We start from the raw sequence: 15,027 nt of genomic DNA on the forward strand, positions 1-15,027 counted from the left end.
CTCGGCGAAGGTGCTCAGGGGCGGCCGGCGGTCTCCCGGTGTGCCTCGACGGTGACGGCGAGCCGGACGGCCGCGTCCGACCAGGTGCGGGCGGCGGCGTCCGGGTCGCCCGCGCGCACGGCGTGGGCGAGGGCGCGCAGGAGCCCGGCGGTGGTGGCCAGGCCGCCGCGGTCCAGCCGGGCGGCGGTGCGGTCCAGGCGGGTCAGGGTGGGGCCGTCCGGGTGGCGCAGGCCGCGGTGGGCGGTGTCGGCGAGGGCGGCGAGCGCCTCGGCGAGGTCGGCGGCGACGGGGTCGGCCGACGGCGGCGCGGCGGGGCCGAGGGTGGTGGACGCGGAGCCGGGAGCGAGGTCGGGGACGACGACGGTGTCGCCCGCGAGGAGTGCGACGGGCTCCAGGACGGTGCGGCCCGCCGCCCGTCGGAGGGTGGCGCTGACGTGGGTGACGGCGCCGGATCCGAGCGCCGCGGCGAGCGCGTCGAGGGAGCCGGGGCAGGCCGGGTCGTAGGTGGCGGCGAGGGTGGCCGGGTTGCCGGCGGCGTCGCGGACCGCGGCCTCCAGGCGCTGCTCGGCGGCGTCGTACCGGACCCCCTCGACGGCGGAGAGCCGCACCACGTGCAGGGACTCGGCGGCGATGCGGGGCCGGATCAGCCGCGGCGGCCGGCCCTCCAGGGTGCGCAGGTGGGCGTCGAGGTCGGTGAGCAGCAGCGGGGCGGGCAGGTCGGTCCAGGCGCCGCCGACCGGGGTGACGGTGGTGGCGGCGGTCCGGCCGCGGCCGAGGCGGAGTTCACGCGCGGCGCTGCGGACGGCGCTTTCGCTGACCACGTTGCCGGCGGCGAGGGCGTCGAGGCGGTGGCCGGCGATCCGGCGGGCGGCCGGCGCGTGCCCGGTCGGCGGACGGCCGTCGGCCGGGACGTCCCAGCTGCGGCGGAGCACCAGGACGGTGCCGGCGGCGGGGTGGGCGAGGTACACCTCGGCGGACCGGGTCGTCGCGGTGCCGCGGATCCGGCAGCCCAGCGCGGTCAGGCGGATCCGGCGCAGTGGGGTCTCGGCGCTCTCCCGGACACCGAGTACCTCCGACCGGGACGCGCCGGGGCGGGCGGCGGCGTGGTGACGGGCGTGGAGCTCGGCCAGCAGCAGGGCCAGCTCCTCGGGCCGGTGGTCGGCGGACCGGGCGGCGTACGCGTCGAGCTGGCCGATCAGGTCGGCGACCAGGCCGGCCGGCCAGTGCAGGGAACGGTCGGCGAGTTCGTCGCGCACCCGGTGGAGATCGGCGGTGAGGACCGGCCCGGCGTGCACGGCGCCGTCGAGCAGCAGCTCGCGGGCGAGACCGAGGGCGGCGTCCAGGACCGGCGGGATGCCCGCATCAGGCTCGGGACGGCCGCCGAGGGTGACGGCCGGGCGGCCGTCGGCGGCCCGGAAGGCCCAGACCGCGAGGGCGATCATCTCGCCGCGGCGGTCCTGCGCGGCGTCGGTCACCGCGAAGCCCAGCTCGCCGGGGACGGGGAACCGGACGGTGCAGGAGGCCAGTTCGGCGACCGGCTGCGGATCGTCCGGGCGCGCGTGGTGCAGCCGCGCGGCATAACCGCGCTCCAGCGTCCGGCGGGCGGCGGCCACGGCGCGGGCGCCGACGGCGGCGGTCAGCGCCTCGTCGTCCAGCGCGCCGGGGGACCACGCGGGGGCGGGCGCGGGGGTGCCGGGCGCGCCGGGGGCGTCGGGCGTGCCGGGGGTGCCGGAAGCGGCGGGGCCGGGGGCAGGACCCGGCGGGGCGTCGGCGGCGGCGTGCTGATGGGCGAGGACCAGGGCGATCCGGTGGCGGCACACGCCCGGGGCGCCGCAGGTGCAGCTGCCACCGTCCAGCCCGGTGCCGGGCGGCAGGACGACGGAGTTGCCGTCCGGGCAGGTGCCGCGGAGCGTGCCGTCGAGGTCGAGGCCGGGCACCGGCCCGTCGCCCGCGGCGACTTCGCGGGCGGCGCGCTTCACCAGGCCGCGATTGGCGAGTGCGGCGAGCGTGTCGGTGTCCAGGGCGAGCAGATCGGCCCGCGTCGCGGCGGTCATCGGCCGAGCCGCTCGGCGACGAACTCGGCGAGCATTCCCGGTGTCATCGCGCCCACGTGCGCGCCGGCGTCCGCGAGCTGCCCGGCCAGCTCGCGGTCGTATGCGGGGGCGGCCTCCTCGTCCAACGCGGCGAGTCCGAGCACGGTGGCGCCCTGCCCGGTCAGCGAGCGGACGGTGCGCAGCAGCCGGTACCGGTCGCCGCCCTCGTAGAAGTCGCTGACCACCGCGAGGACGGTACGCCGCGGGTTCTCCACCAGGCCGGCCGCGTAGTCGACGGCCCGGGCGATGTCGGTGCCGCCGCCGAGCTGGACCCGCATCAGCAGCTCCACCGGGTCGGTGACGTCGGAGGTGAGGTCCACCACCTGGGTGTCGAAGGCGACCAAATGGGTCTTGAGGCCGGGAAGGCTCCACAGGCAGGCCGCCGTGACCGCGGAGTGGATCACCGAGCCGACCATGGAACCGGACTGGTCGACGAGCAGGATCAGCTGCCACTGCTCCAGGTGCCGGCGGGTGCGGGAGTGGAAGTGCGGGCGTTCGATCAGGATGCGCCGCTCGGCGGGACGGTAGCGGCCGAGATTGGCCCGGACGGTGCGGCGGAAGTCGAAGTCGCGGGCGAGCGGGCGGCGGCTCGGGCGGGCGGACCGGGCGCCGGTGAACGCCCGGCGCAGCTCCGGGGTGAGGCGTTCCATCAGCTGCCGGACCACCGCGGCCACGATGCGGCGGGCCTGGCCGAGCAGCTGCTCGTTCATCAGGTGCTTGGTGCGGAGCACGGCGCGCAGCAGGGCGGCGCTCGGCTCGACCCGCTCCAGGACGGTCGGGTCGGTGACGATCTCGTCGATGCCGTACTGCTCGACGGCGTCGCGCTCCAGGCGCTCGATCGTCTCGCGCGGGAAGAGCCGGTGGATGTCGTCCAGCCAGTCGACCGCGGTGACCCGGGACGCTTCCCCGCCGGCGCCGCGGATGCCGCGGCGGTCGAGGTCCTCGTCGCGGCCGTACAGCCACTCCAGGGCGGCGTCGCGGGCGGCGCCGTCGGCGCCCGGGCTGCCGGTCCAGGGATCGGCGGGGGAACCGAGGACCAGGCGCCAGCGCTCCAGGGCGGGGTCGGGTGCCGTCGCGGGGGTGGGCTCGGGCGCGGTCACCGGGCGCTCCGCAGGCCGTGGCGGTCGAGCAGGGCGGTCACGTTCTCCTCCAGGGCGCGGGCGGCGGCCAGGTGCGCGGGGTCGGCGGTGGTGCGGAGCAGGGCGCGGGCGGAGCCGCGCAGGCCGCGACGCTCGATCAGACGGCGGGCGATCCGCTCGCGCTCGCGCGGCGGGAACCAGGCGAAGGCCTGGCGCAGGGCGGGGAGGGCGACGAGGAACCCGGCGTCGGTGAGCTCGGCGAGGACGGAGTCCACGGCGGCCAGCAGGGAGCCGTCGCCCGCGTCGGCGGTGACCTCCTCCCGGGCGAGTGCGAACAGGCCGGCCAGCCAGTCGCCGAGCGCGCCGGGGTCGCCCGCGGCGTGCAGGGCGGCGGAGGCGAGGTCGGGATCGGCCGTGGGGGTGAGGGCGAGGTGGAGGCCGTGGGCGCCGCCGCGCAGGTCGGCGGGGGCGTGCGGGTCGCGGGCGATGCGGAGGGCGAGGGCGGCGGCGTCCTCGGGGGTGACCGTGAGCAGGTCGGGGGCGTGGCACAGCGCGTCGCGGACGGCGGCGAGGGCCGCGAGGCGCGCCGGATCGGTGCCGGAGCGGCCGTGCGCGCCCTCGACCAGCCACAGGATGCGGGCGACCGCGCCGTCGATGACGGCGGCCAGCAGCGGGCTGCGGGCGGTGCCGTACACCCGGTCGTGCCGCCACAGGCCGAGCGCGGTGGCGAGGACGGAGCCGAGGGCAGCCGGGTCGGGGTGGCGGGCGAGGACGGCGGTCAGCGCGGTCAGGAGGCGGTCGGTGAGGGCGGTGGCGCCGCACAGCACGGTGTCGAGGAGCAGGGCGGCGAGTTCGGTGTCCGTGGGCCCGGTGGTACGGGCCCGCTCGGCGAGGACGCTGACGGCGGCCTCGTCGAGGGTGGCGCCGTACGCGCCCGCCTCGATCAGGGCGGCGTCGCGACCGGTGTCCGGTCCGGCTTCCCAGCGTTCGGTGGTGACCGGGTCGGCGCCGTGGGCGGGTCCGGCGGTGCGGTGGCGGCCGGGCACGCCGAGGACGCGCAGCCGGTGCAGGGTCCGGCTGGCCGTCAGACCGTCCTCGGTGGTGAGCTCGCAGGTCAGCGGGCGGGTGCCGGTGGCCCCGATCGCGGCGAGCCGGGCGGCGGTGTCGTGGACCAGCGGCGGTGCCGGGGTGCCGGGGTGCAGCCGCCCGGTGCGGGAGCCGCTGCACGCGGCGACCATCTCGACCACCACCGGGTGGCTGCCGGGCGCCAACGGGGTGCGCTCCGACCAGGGCAGCGGCTGGGTCAGGTCGTCCTTGACCAGCGCGCCGGCCAGGCCGTCGAGCACGTCGGTACGGGCCGGCACCGGGTGGCCGCGCAGCGCGGCCAGGCCGCCGGTGAGCGCGGCGGCGGCGACCAGGTCGGCCGTGGAGACGGGGTGGCGGCGTTTGCGCAGCCGCGACACCACGGACTGCCGCAGATGGTCGGCGGCGGCCTCGGGGCCGTCCTCCCACAGCCGCTGGTAGTAGGCGGGCGAGGGCATGCCCGACTGGTAGCCGGCGAAGGCGTCCAGCTGCCGGAACGAGTAGGGCACCAGGTAACTGCCGGACACCGCGCCGGCTCGCGGCGCCGGCAGCGCGGGCCGGCCGGGCACCTGGGCAGGCCGCTCGGCGAGGGTGCGGAGCGCGGGGGTGTGGAAGCCGCCGGTGACCACCAGCACGGTCGCTGTTCCCGCCTCGGCCAGGACAGCGCGGATCCAGGCCGCCATGTACGCCTCGCGGGCCCGGTCGCCCTCGTCCGCCTCGGCGTCCCCGCGGACCAGGTCGAAGTAGGCGTCCAGACGCTCGGCGAGCCCGTCCGCCGGTGCCACCTCGAACAGGCCGTCCCACAGGGCGTCCACCGAGCCGGTGCCGAAGCGCCCGCACAGCCGGGCGGTGGCCTCGGCGTACCGGGCCTCCGCGTCGGCGTACCGGTTGGCGCGCAGCTCGAACGCCGGGTGCCAGGACGGCAGGTCGACGAAGAGCACCTCCGCGCCGGCCGCCCGGCCCTCCCGCAGCGCCACCCACTCGGGCGAGTAGTCGCACAGCGGCGTCCAGGTGGTGGCGGTGCGCTCGGTGTCGCGGTAGTGGCTGAACACGGCGATCGGCAGTTCGTGGCCGAGGGCCAGCTCGTCCAGGCGGCCGTTGAGGTCGGCCGGCCCCTCGACGAGCACGTACGCGGGCCGCAGCCGTCGGACGGTGTCCGCCACCAGACGGGCGCAGGCGGGGGAGTGGTGGCGGACCCCGAGGAAGACCGCGGGCATCAGCCGGCCAGCAGGTGGCGGGCCTCGTGCACGGCGTGCCAGTGCGGGCCGCGCCGCCGCGGGACCCGCTGCTCCAGGTAGCGGCGCAGCCGGGCCAGGTCCTCCGGACTGTCCTTGGCGGCGGTGCCGGCCAGGCTGGCGACCAGGTCGGCCGCGTTGCCGGCCTCGCCGCGCAGGTACCAGCCGCGCAGTCCGACCGCGTGGGCGACCGAGACCGCCTCCGCGGTGCTCATCACCGCGGACAGGCGGTCACCGCCCTCACCGGCCCGCAGCTCGCGGAACGTGGTGACGAGGACCTCCAGCAGGTCCCGGTCGGGCGCGGCGGCCACCCCGGAGCGGTGCAGCAGATGCGCGGACTCGGCCTCCACCAGGGCGAGTTCGGTGTCCAGGTCGGGGATCGGGAAGACTGTCTCGAAGTTGAACCGGCGCTTGAGCGCCGCGCTCATCTCGTTCACCCCGCGGTCACGGGTGTTGGCGGTGGCGATCACGTTGAAGCCCTGCCTGGCGAAGACCATCCCCTCCGGCCCGTCCAGTTCGGGGATCGCCACCACGCGCTCGGAGAGCAGGGACAGCAGCGAGTCCTGCACCTCCAGCGGGCAGCGGGTGATCTCCTCGAACCGGACCACCCGGCCCTCGGCCATGCCGCGCAGCATCGGCGCGGGCACCAGCGAGCGGGTGGAGGGGCCCTCGGAGACCAGCAGGGCGTAGTTCCACGAGTACTTGATCTGGTCCTCGGTGGTCGCCGCGCCGCCCTGTACGGTCAGCCGGGAGGTGCCGCTGACCGCCGCCGCGATCAGCTCCGACAGCAGCGACTTGGCGGTGCCCGGCTCACCGACCAGCAGCAGGCCGCGGTTGGTCGCCAGGGTCACCAGGGCGCGCTCGACCAGCGCCGGATCGCCGACGAACTTGCGGTCGATGCCGGCCGCCTCGTCGCCGACGATGAACCGGCGGGCGGCGCGCAGGCTCAGCTCCCAGCCCGGCGGGCGCGGGTCGCGGTCCTCGGCGCGCAGCGCCGCCAGCTCCTCGGCGTACCGGATCTCGGCGGGCGGACGCTGGAGCTGTTCCTCGGCGGTGGCGGTCATGGCGGCCCTCCCGGGGTGGTTCGCGTGGCTGTCGGTGAGGTGGTGCGCCGTCACGGTGTGGTCGGCTCGGTCAGCTCGGTCAGGTCGGCGATCACCTCGGAGGCGATCACCGGGTCGAGCTCGGCGAAGGTCGGGAAGGTCCGGTTGCGAGTCCAGTAGTCGCCGGGGCGGGTGTCGAGCCACACCGTCTCCACCTGCTGCTCGGGATACACGTCGTGCATGCCGACCGCGATGCCGTGCTCCGGTGCGAGCACCACGTAGCGCTCGGGCCCGACCCGGCGGGACAGCCAGCGCTCCACGCCCGCATCCTGCGGCTCGCCGCGCTGCCAGCCGCGCCGCTCCATGCCGACCAGCCGGGTGGTGGGCAGCACCGGACCGTTCTCGAAGCGGGTCAGGCGGTGACCCGCCCGCTCCTCGTCGCTCAGCACGTACACCGGGCGGCCGAGCTGACGGAACGGCTGCAGGATCTCGTAGTCGGCGAACAGCTCCGACCACGCCGCGAGCTCCGCACCGATCAGCAGCGGGTGGGCCAACCGGACGGTGGCCCCGGCGGGCAGCACGAACACCTCGTCCGCGACGTCCGCCAGGGTGCGGTCCTCGGCGACCCGGAACGCCGTCGTGGCGCCGTCCGCCTCGGCCAGCCACACCAGCCGGCGCACCAGGTGCCACAGCAGCGGATGCCCGACGAACAGCTGATCGAACTCCTCCGCCGTCCACGACCGCCGGGTGACCATCGCGTCCTCCAGCCGGCGGATCTGGTCCCCCGCCACCGTGCGGACGTCCTTCTTCAGCGCGGCGAAACGCTTGCGCTCGGCAGGCGCCAGCTCGGCGTCGTCCCTCACCCCGGGGACCGGCAGGTCCTTGCGGCGGGTGCCGTCCGCGTCACGAACGTACGGCCTGAGCTGCTCGTTGAAGCCCACGGTGAACGTCCGGCTGCCGTAGTCGACGACGGTGGTGCCGTCGGCGTCCAGCCCGAAGTCCGGCACCAGACGGTCCGACAGCTGCTCCCCGGACAGGCCGAGCCCGGCCGCCACCTCGGCGATCTTCTCCTGCGCCCGCGCCTTGAGGGCCTTGAACTTCACCCGCTGCGCGATGCCGTGCAGGTGGAGGAGGGCGACGTCGCTGCCGATCGCGGCCAGCGCTTCCAGGCCGTCCACCGCGCGGTGGTGCGCCCCCTCGCCCGGCCACGCCCGGAGCACCGGCGTCAGCCGGCGGACCGTCCCGTCGTCACCGATCCGGCCGAGCGCGTGCAGCGCCCACCCGTCCTGGGACGGCATGCCGGCCATCCGCCACTGCTCGAACACCGCCCAGCCGAAGGCCGTCAGCGACTGCGGCTCGCACACCTCCGCCACCTGGTCGAGGCCCGGGTAGAACGCCCCGGGCTTCGACAGCGCGAGCATGGTGAGCACGTGCCGCACCGTCTCGGCGGGCAGCGCGCCCTCGCCGCCGCGGACCAGCAGCTGCGGCAGCATCATCGGCTCCGCCCAGTCGCCGGGCTGGGGCAGCTTCGCCGGCAGCACGTTCACCAGCGGGTCGGCCGACAGCAGCGCGCCCACCACCTCCTGCGCCTGCGGCCCGTACTCGCCGGCCACCGCGTGCACCGCCGGGGCGCCGTGCGCGGCGGCGATCAGCCGCAGGGCGTGCTCGGCGTTGCGCCGGGCCGCTCCGGCCTTCCCGACCGCGGCCGGAACCAGCAGCGGGGCCGCGTCCAGGCCGTGCCGGGCGAACCAGGAACGGGCGGTGTCCCCGGCCGACTTGAGACGCACCAGCCAGTCCGCCATCGTCTCGGCCACCCGGACGTCCAGGTACGGCAGCAGCAGCGCCGCGTGCGCGGCCGGGTTCTGCAGCGCGGCGGCCCGTATCGGCCCGAGCGCGTCCGGGCCGAAGCGGGCGGCGACCCGGCGCAGCGCGCCCGTGGCGTCCCAGATGTACTCCTCGCCCCGCCACTGCGCGATCAGCGGCCGGCCCAGCTGCTCGTCGCCGTACGCGAACAGCGCCAGTTCCTCGTTCCGGTTGGAGCGGTGCCGTGCGGCGCCGGACTGCCCGTCCGCGGCCCGCATCGTGCCGGCGATCCGCTGCCAGTCGGCGTTCGACCAGTTCGCGTACCAGGACTCGGAGACCGCCCACGCCTCCCGCTCACCCGGCAGCCACCGCAGCTGCGTCTCCTGCGGCGCGGTGAGGCCGGTCAGCACGCGGGGCTTGGCCGTGGAGCGCGGCCGGGTCCACGGCGGGCTGGTGAACAGCTCCGGCAGCGAACCGGCCGGGACGTCCGGCACCCGGTCGCCCGGATCGGTGAGCGGCCCGACCACGGCTGCCTGCTCCGGCGTCAGCTCCGGCAGCAGCTCGATCGCGGTCGCGCGGTGGGCGGCGACGTGGGCGGTGAGGAGCTGACTGGCGAGCCGCTGCGCGGCCGGATCGGCGGACGCCGCCGCGGCCTCCGCGAGGAGGCGCAGCGCGCGCCGGGGGAAGCGGCGCATGGCTGCCACCAGGGCTCCACGGGCCGCCTTGCCGTTCTCCTGATGGGTCAGCAGCCCCCGAAAGCCCTGGTCGGAGGGAAGCTCGGCGATCGCGTTCAGCAGGTGCTTCTGCTTGTCGCTGTAGAGGTAGTTGTTGGTCAGGGCGTGCAGCAGCAGCGGTGCGGCGCCGCCCCCGAGACCCTCCGCCATGGTCGCGATGATCTCGGTGGTCCAGCCGTCCCAGCCCAGGTTCGGCAGCTGGGGGAGCTTCTCCAGCGGCTCGGCCGAGGAGAGCGAGCACAGCAGCATCGACCACTCGGCCGAGCCCAGCCGCGCGCCCGACGTCGCGCACTCCTCGGCCCAGTCGGACTGGGACGGCACCAGGTACGCCGCCGCCACCAGACGGGTCAGGTCGGTCCGGCATCCGGCCAGGGCCTCGACCGCCGTGCGGTGGGTCTCCTCGTCGCACGCCGCCAGCAGCGACCGGACGCGATCCGCGGCGGGGCGCAACGCCGCCACCGTCCGGCCGGACGCGCGCCGGACGCGCGGGTTCAGGGCGCGTGAGCCGTTCCAATCGGTCTTGACGGCCACCGCGAACAGCTCGACGGTGGCCCTGGCCGCGAACGGCAGGCCGAACTCCGCCACCCAGGCGTCGGCGGCCGTCCGGACCTTGTTGTCGGCGGAGACCGCGAACACCGCGGCCAGCACCGCCGCGCCGACCGGGTTCCGGCTGCCGGAGCGGTGGGCGCGGGCGGCCTCCACCAGGTCCGCGTCGCTGCGGTCCGAGGTGAGCGCCTGCTCCAGCCAGTCGTCCATCCGCCTCAGCGAGGCGTGGTACCCGTCCACCGCGTTCTTCACCGCGGCGGCCGGCGGGCGGGAGATGCCGCCCCGGCGGGGGACCAGGGCCCTCCGCCAGGCCTCCGGCAGGACGAAGGCGTCCTCGTCGACCGGGGCGTCCGGCGGCTCGGGGGCGGCGGCCTGCGGGGTCGGCAGGGCCTGCGGGGCCTGCGGGGTCGACGCGACGGGCCGGGCGACGGGCTGCGGGACGGGCGCCGCGCCGGCCGCGGTCTCCCGGTAGCCCTTGCGCTCCTTCTCGGCGACCGTCCTGGCGAAGTGCGCCTGCGCGGCCTCCGCGGTCGGGAACTCCTTGCTCTGCTCCCGCCCGGCGGTGCCGGAGCGGCCGTAGCGCACGGTCACCGCGACATCGTCGACCGTGGCCTCCCAGAACTTGTCCGAGCCGCCCTCGACGAACTCCCAGCGCCGCACAGCTCCGCCCCTCTCCTCGACACGTTTGATCAGGGAAGGAACAGTAGCGAGGCCCACCGACAGGCCGACCGCCGGACCGCCTGTCGCGGCGGCCCGGCAGGCCGTCCACGGCGGGGTTCGGAGCGGCGAGGGAGCGGCGGAGTCCGGAGCGGCGGGGTCCGGAGCGGCGGACGGCCTACCGGGCGGGCCGGCTCGCGGCCAGCAGGTCGTGCAGGAGGGGGAGCAGGTCCTCGGAGTCGGCCTCGGCGAGTTCGTCGAACGCGCCGCTGGTGCGGGCCAGGACGATCCCGGCGAAGGCCGCCGCCGCCAGTTCGGCCCGCAGCCGCGGCCGGTCGGCCCGTTCGGCGGTGAAGCGGTCCTGCAGCGGCTGCACCAGCCGCTCGTGGAGGTAGGTGCGCGCTGCCCGCTGCACCTCGGTGTTGTCGCCGGGCAGCACCGCGGCCTGGAAGGTCGGGCCGGGGCCGCGCCGGGAGAAGCGTTCCAGCAGGCCGCGCAGCCGGTCCTCCTCCAGGAGGTCGGCCGGTGCCGTGTCGCCCAGCTCCATCTGGACGGCGGCCAGGTAGAGCTGCGTCTTCCCGCCGAAGTACCGGGCGATCAGCGCCGGGTCGACGCCGGCCCGGTCGCCGATCTCCCGGATGGTGGTGCGTTCGAATCCACGCTCGGCGAAGAGTTCCGTCGCCGCCCGGATCAGGAGTTCCCGGCTGCGGGCGGCGTCGCGGCGCCGGGGTGCCGCGGGCCCCGGTCCGTTGCCGGTCGCGGCGGCGGACCCGCTGGCCTCGGGGGACCCGCCGGCCTCGGGGGTGGCGCCGGCCTCGGGGGTGGCGTCGCTCACCGCTCGGCCCCGGCCCGCAGGACGGGTGCCTCGCTCCCGCCGACAACCATGTCGTCGATGCTCTCTTCCACGATCAGCCCCTCGTCCACGCGCGCACCCCTCCGGGAGCCGGTCGCGGCACCGAGCCGCGGCAGGACGATCGTAGCCAGGCCGATCACCACCCACACCGCGCAGCCGATCAGCGCCGCGTCCTGGTAGCCGCTGTCGGTGGGCAGCTGCCGTCCCGGCGCGGTGTGCGCCTGGAGCACGGCGCCGCACAGCGCGCTGCCGGTGGAGTAGCCGACGTAGCGCAGCACCTGGTTGAAGCTGACCGAGCTGCCGACCTCGTGGGCCGGCACCGCGTTGACGATCAGCCCCGGCATCACGGCGAAGGTGCAGCCGACGCCGAGTCCGGCGATCGCCATCACCACCATGAGTTCCCAGAGGTGGTCGCGGGCGGACAGGAAGAGCAGCACCGACACCAGCGAGACCGCGCAGCCCAGTGGGAGCACCAGGGCGGAGGAGGTGCGCCGGGCGAGCCCGGGGACCACCTTGCTGGACAGCAGGCTGGCCGCCGAGAACGGCAGCAGGACGAGGCCGGCGACCACGACCGAGGCGCCGAGGCCGTAGCCGGCGGAGGTCGGGGTCTGGACGTAGCGGATCACCAGTGACATCAGCAGGTACATCCCGACGCCGGCGACCAGCCCGGCCACGTCCGCGGTCAGGACGACGGGGTTGCGCAGCGCGCGCAGGTCGACCAGCGGGTGGGCGGTGCGCAGCTCGTGCCACAGCCAGCCGGCCAGCAGCAGGAGCGAGAGGACCGCCACCGTCCGCAGCCGTGCGCTGTCCCAGCCCCAGGTCTCGCCCTCGCTGAGCACGAGCAGGAGGCCGACCAGGGCCAGGCCGAGCAGCACCGCGCCGGGCACGTCCAGCGGGCGCCTCTCGCGGTCCGTGGTCGGGGGCAGCACCAGGGCGGCCAGCAGCAGGGCCAGGGCGCTGATCACGGCGCTGAACCAGAAGCCCGCGTGGATGCCGAAGGATTCGGCGATCAGGCCGGTGATCGGGTAGCCGAGGCCGACGCCGGCGACGGTGGTGATGGACAGGAGCGCGACCGCCGAGCGGGAGGCCGCGGGGCCGAGGCTGTCCCGGGCGGTGGCGATGGCCAGCGGGGTGAGTCCGAGCCCGACCCCCTGCAGCGCGCGCCCCGCGACCAGCCAGCCGAAGCCGAGCGGCAGCGCGGCCAGCACGCTGCCGAGCACCACCACGGCGGCGGCGGTGAGGGTGACCGTACGGCGGTGCGGTCCGTCGCCCAGACGGCCGAGCACCGGGGTGGTGACCGCTCCGACCAGCATGGTGATGGTCAGGGACCACTGGGCCTCGGAGAGCGAGACGTGGTCGACGGCCGCGATGGTGGGGATCATCGGCGCGCCGAGACTGCTGATCACCGCCACCACCGCACTGAGGAACACCAGGACGGGCACCAGGGCCCGTTCACGGCGCGTCGACAGGGTCTCCATCGGGGTGTCCTTTTCGTCGGAGATCGAGTGGTCGGACCGGGGGCTGGAAGTCCCCGGAATCCAGCCGTGTCCGATGGGAGGTGCCACCCGTTGTCATCATGCGATGTCATCACATGATGACATACTCCGGCCGTCGAACCCCGGGCGGAGAGTTCGTGTGCCGCCCAGTGCGATGGTGTGCGGCACGCCGCTGTCGGAGCAATCGGGGCACAAGGGCCGTCCGGTTGTCACGCTGTGCCTGTCGATCACGCTCCGGACCAGGGATCCACCGCCGTACGGGTCGCGTGATCCAGCACCCCGAAGCCTCACCTCAAGCCATCACACCGGGAGACACCAGTGATCGGACACCGCGCCCCAGGACATCCCGTCGCCGGAGGAGAGGCAGGCCTCCAGGCTCGTGCGCGGTGGTGGCGGGCCGGGGTCGTGGCAGGGGTGTGCGTGGCGCTGGCCGGTACCGGGCTGATCCCCGCGACCGCCGCGGCACCGGGGTCCGCGCCGGCCACCACCCCGGTGCGGACCCGAGGAGCCGACCCGGTGTTCACCTTCGGCTACACCGGCGCGCCGCAGAGCCTCACCATCCCGGCCCAGGCGGTGGTCACGATCACCGCCGACGGCGCGGGCGGCGCCGACAACACCGGCACCTCCTGTTCCGTCACGGGGACGGGCGGAACGGGGGCGCGGGTCGTCACCACCCTCCCGCAGACCACCGCCCCGACGACGGTCACCGTCAACGTCGGCGGCACAGGCGGCAAGGGCTGCAACGGCACGGGCACGGGGGGTGCCGGCGGGTTCAACGGCGGCGCTTCGGGCGGGGGCATCCCGGTCACCGGTTTCCGGGCGGAAGGGCCGGGTGGGGGCGGGGCGTCCAGCGTCAGCGCGGGCTCCTTCCTGGTGGTCGCCGGGGGCGGCGGTGCCGCCGGGGGTACCGGAGGCAGCCTGACGGGTGGCAACGGGGGCAACGGCGGGACAACGCCCGATGCCACCGGCGGTACCACGGGAAGCGCCACCGGCCCCGGGGCCGCGGCAGGGCACGGCGGGGGCGGCGGCAGCACCAGCACGACCACGGGTGGTGCGGGCGGGGCCGCCGGCGCCGCCGCGCCCTGCAGTGCCACGGCGGGTGGGCCGGGAGGCGGGTTCGCCGGTACCACGATCGGCACCGGCGGCACCGGCGGAGCGATCGACGGCGGCTGTGCCGCCACTGCCACCGGCGCGGGCGGCGGCGGGGGCGGCGGGTACTTCGCCGGCGGGGGCGGCGGCAGCGGTGCCGTCAACAACACCGGCACCCTGGCAAGCGGCGGCGGTGGCGGTGGCGGGAGCAGCTTCGCGACCCCGTCGGGCACCGGGACGTCCTCCGCGCTGTCCACGATCGGGACGGCGAACCACAACGGCCAGGTGATCATCAGCTACACCGTGGGCAAGCCGATCACCACGACCCTGAGCGCGATGCCCCAGCGCACCCGGATCGGCTCGCCGGTCGTGCTCAGCGACATCGTCTGCCCCGGCGCGGGCTCCACGACCAGGCCCACCGGAACCGTCACCTTCACCGACACCACCACCGGGACGACCCTCGGCACCGGACGCCTGTCCCTCTCCCTCGGCAGGTGCGCCGCCGCCGGGACGGTCACCGCCTTCCGCACCGTAGGCACCCACACCATCACCGCCGTCTACAGCGGTGACTCGGTGTACCAGGACAACAGTGCCAACCCCGAGACCATCACCGTGACGGTGACCCCCTGATCGGAATGCCGCAGCGGCACCGAGGGGCACACCCTCGTCAACCGCAACAAGCATGGCCGCCAGTGCAGGTGACAGCGTGATACCGGGCGGGGCTCGCGAGGACGAATCGCGGGCCCCGCCTCCATTGGGGGCGAGCGTAGGAAGGCGGCCTCGACCCCTCCTCGACGCGTTCTCGACCCCCGTTCCCGGCCTCCGTCCGTCGGGGACGTCACCGGGCGGGCAGCCACGCCTCGTCGTCGGTGGCGTGCGCCAGCACCCGCTGGAGGAGCTCGCGCAGGGTCTCGACCTCGTCCAGGTCGAGGTCGCCGAGCAGGTCCGCCTCCACTCGTGCGAGCGGGCCGTCGATCCGGGTCAGCATGTAGCGGGCCGTGTCGGTGAGTTCCAGCCGGCGCGAGCGGTCGTCGGCTCCGGGCCGGCGGCGCACGTGGTCGGCCTCGACCAGTTCGTCGACGAGCCGGTGCACCGACTGCCGGGCGATGCCGAGCTGACGGGCCAGGTCCGCCATGGTCAGCCCGGGTTCTTGGGACAGCTGGGTGAGCAGGCCGTATTGACGGACCGTCAGGTCGTAGTCGTGCAGGTGATCGTCCACCCGGCGCGTCGCCACCGTGCTGGCCACAGCCAGGAGATAGGGGATGTGGGTCCTCAAGGGCGTTTCACCTCAACCGGGGGGTGTCGTGATCGTTTCC

The 15,027-nt window shown here is 75.8% G+C and carries 9 protein-coding genes; 1 reads left to right on the forward strand and 8 read right to left on the reverse strand.

The genetic code is table 11. The features are described from left to right. Positions 1–14: 14 nt before the first annotated feature. The 7 genes from ACFVVA_RS31435 to ACFVVA_RS31465 form a co-directional block, all read right to left on the reverse strand. Complete coding sequence (locus tag ACFVVA_RS31435) at positions 15–2,054, reverse strand: hypothetical protein (RefSeq protein WP_387694151.1); 2,040 nt, start codon at positions 2,052–2,054, stop codon at positions 15–17. After that, complete coding sequence (locus ACFVVA_RS31440; protein WP_387694152.1) at positions 2,051–3,193, reverse strand: VWA domain-containing protein; 1,143 nt, start codon at positions 3,191–3,193, stop codon at positions 2,051–2,053. The genes ACFVVA_RS31435 and ACFVVA_RS31440 overlap by 4 nt, the downstream gene beginning before the upstream one ends. Continuing rightward, a complete protein-coding gene (locus ACFVVA_RS31445; RefSeq protein WP_387694153.1) occupies positions 3,190–5,472 on the reverse strand; it encodes a DUF5682 family protein in 2,283 nt (760 codons plus the stop codon). Before ACFVVA_RS31445 ends, ACFVVA_RS31440 begins: the two co-directional genes overlap by 4 nt. Then, positions 5,472–6,554 carry an AAA family ATPase gene (locus ACFVVA_RS31450; RefSeq protein WP_387694154.1) on the reverse strand — a complete coding sequence of 361 codons (1,083 nt, stop codon included), beginning with the start codon at positions 6,552–6,554 and terminating at the stop codon, positions 5,472–5,474. The genes ACFVVA_RS31445 and ACFVVA_RS31450 overlap by 1 nt, the downstream gene beginning before the upstream one ends. A gap of 50 nt (positions 6,555–6,604) precedes the next feature. Beyond that, entirely contained in the window at positions 6,605–10,276 is a 3,672-nt protein-coding gene (locus tag ACFVVA_RS31455; RefSeq protein ID WP_387694155.1) for a DUF4132 domain-containing protein, read from the reverse strand. Between the two features lie 175 nt (positions 10,277–10,451). Beyond that, positions 10,452–11,108 (reverse strand): helix-turn-helix domain-containing protein, encoded by a 657-nt coding sequence (locus tag ACFVVA_RS31460; protein WP_387694156.1) that lies wholly within the window; start codon positions 11,106–11,108, stop codon positions 10,452–10,454. Continuing rightward, positions 11,105–12,604 (reverse strand): MFS transporter, encoded by a 1,500-nt coding sequence (locus ACFVVA_RS31465; RefSeq protein WP_387694157.1) that lies wholly within the window; start codon positions 12,602–12,604, stop codon positions 11,105–11,107. Before ACFVVA_RS31465 ends, ACFVVA_RS31460 begins: the two co-directional genes overlap by 4 nt. Positions 12,605–13,042: 438 nt before the next feature. On the opposite strand from ACFVVA_RS31465, the gene ACFVVA_RS31470 reads away from it, so the two are divergent. Then, complete coding sequence (locus ACFVVA_RS31470) at positions 13,043–14,341, forward strand: Ig-like domain repeat protein (protein WP_387694158.1); 1,299 nt, start codon at positions 13,043–13,045, stop codon at positions 14,339–14,341. Positions 14,342–14,549: 208 nt separating this feature from the next. Here ACFVVA_RS31470 and ACFVVA_RS31475 read toward each other — a convergent pair whose 3' ends face one another. Further along, positions 14,550–14,987 carry a MarR family winged helix-turn-helix transcriptional regulator gene (locus tag ACFVVA_RS31475; RefSeq protein ID WP_387694159.1) on the reverse strand — a complete coding sequence of 146 codons (438 nt, stop codon included), beginning with the start codon at positions 14,985–14,987 and terminating at the stop codon, positions 14,550–14,552. Positions 14,988–15,027: the final 40 nt, after the last annotated feature.

It is taken from the genome of Kitasatospora sp. NPDC058048, from assembly GCF_042885555.1.
GTDB lineage: Bacteria > Actinomycetota > Actinomycetes > Streptomycetales > Streptomycetaceae > Kitasatospora > Kitasatospora lactacystinica.